At 33.4% G+C, this 1,751-nt stretch carries 2 protein-coding genes and 1 pseudogene; all 3 read left to right on the forward strand.

Going from position 1 to position 1,751, the window contains the following annotated elements; translation table 11 throughout:
- Positions 1–130: 130 nt before the first annotated feature.
- Positions 131–238 (forward strand): annotated as a pseudogene (locus HUN22_RS18280) (type II toxin-antitoxin system RelE/ParE family toxin); the annotation flags it as partial.
- A gap of 4 nt (positions 239–242) precedes the next feature.
- Positions 243–545 carry a helix-turn-helix domain-containing protein gene (locus tag HUN22_RS16845; RefSeq protein ID WP_174731794.1) on the forward strand — a complete coding sequence of 101 codons (303 nt, stop codon included), beginning with the start codon at positions 243–245 and terminating at the stop codon, positions 543–545.
- A gap of 435 nt (positions 546–980) precedes the next feature.
- The gene (locus HUN22_RS16850) at positions 981–1,664 is read left to right on the forward strand and encodes a hypothetical protein (RefSeq protein ID WP_174731797.1); all 684 of its coding nucleotides are present in this window, start codon (positions 981–983) and stop codon (positions 1,662–1,664) included.
- Positions 1,665–1,751: the final 87 nt, after the last annotated feature.

Consider the following 1,751-nt stretch of genomic DNA (forward strand, 5'->3'; position numbering starts at 1 on the left):
AACTTAAACCTTATTGAGAGTTAGTTTTATCGTCTATATCTTACTCACTGAGGCCGGAATAGATTATATTTTTTTTGTAGTCTATCAGAAGTAGTAGTTCTAAAGAACTTCAATCATAACACCCAACTATATTATGTTGTGTATTGATGATAAGAGCAGTAAAAGCGTTTTTTATACAGAGATGCTAGCTATTGCAGATCAGCATCATGGACTTCATCTCTCAACATTAGGAGAATAATCTGATGGCTAAGACCCTACAAGAATTATTGGCTAGTCGCTCTCCGGAGAGTCAAGCTCGTATTAAACAAATGACAGATGAGTTATTGATCAAGAATCAGCTTTACTTGATTCGTAAAGAGTTAGAAATTTCTCAAAAAGAATTGGCTGAAACCCTTGGAATTAAGCAATCTTCCCTTTCAGCTATCGAAAACCATGGAAATGATCTGAAAATTTCAACAATAAAAAAGTATGTTGAAGCGATGGGTGGAAAACTTCGAATTGATATAGAGCTTCCAACGGGAAAGCATATAGGATTCAATTTATAACAATAAAAATAGGAGCCATCATGCTCCTATTTTTGCATTCACATAAGGCGTATTATGTTATTTTAGATCAAACATTTGAATGCTCTTCTACTAATTCATTCAAAGAAATGTACACTAATAAGTGCATCATCTGTTCATGCCAGTCATCTGATCACCGTATAATAGACACAAAATAAGATTAAAAAATTAAACAAAATATAAATATGTGTATTATAATTTCATTAAGAGTAGGATCAAATAAACGATCCACTTTTAAAAATATCAGAAAAGTAAGCTCTAGCAATCAATCTAACTAGATAATTAATTTCATCAACCAGAACAAATATATTTTGCATCATATAGATAAATGATTAGGCCAAATTCTCTCTGTAATAAGGTGGAGTATATTGGTAAAGCTAGTGCTTTCTTTTACTTATCCTAATGGAGGTACTATATATGCTTAACTCATCTTACAATAGTCTTCCTGGAGTTATGAAAGCTCATTCGGCTATTTCTCTTTCTCCTAACTTTCATTCGACTCTAGAAGAAGTCGGCCAAATACTCGCAAACAATAACTTACATGATCTTATTGGAATCAGCCTAATACATCGTCACAATGATCTATCAGATGACGAGATCATGTTTCAATATTCTGAACAGTTAAATGATGAAACTATCGCATTAGTAACTGCTCGAACAAAAGTTATAGATATTGATGGGCCTATTTGTCCCATGAATTGGCGTGTTAATACTAAAGATTCAATTGAACCTTTAGAATATTGTTTAATCTCTGACTCTAAATTGGATAAAAACTTTTTCACAAAGCACCAATCAGTCTTTTCCGATGTGGCAATGGTACTCGAACGAAATGGTCTTGAAAAATTTTTAGGATTATCCTTGTTACGTGCAAACGAATTAGGTGAAACCACACCTGATTATATTGCTGTTGAGCACACAGATTCCAAAAGAGGAGCTAATATCGTCACTCTTCATCAGAGAGACGAAAGTATTAATCTCATAACAACTTTGTGGAGATTTGATGGAGCTGAACAACAAAGATGCATACCTTTTCAGCAGTGTGTCCCTCGATCACCAGGGCATGACATTACACCAGGACATGAATTTATAGAAGGTGAATGACTAAAAGACAGACGAAGACTCTCCTTAACTTGATTATAGAGATTACTTCAAGATAAGTAGAATTATTTAATATAATGGGTATTATAG

The sequence above is a fragment of the Acinetobacter lactucae genome (assembly GCF_013344765.1).
GTDB lineage: Bacteria > Pseudomonadota > Gammaproteobacteria > Pseudomonadales > Moraxellaceae > Acinetobacter > Acinetobacter lactucae_A.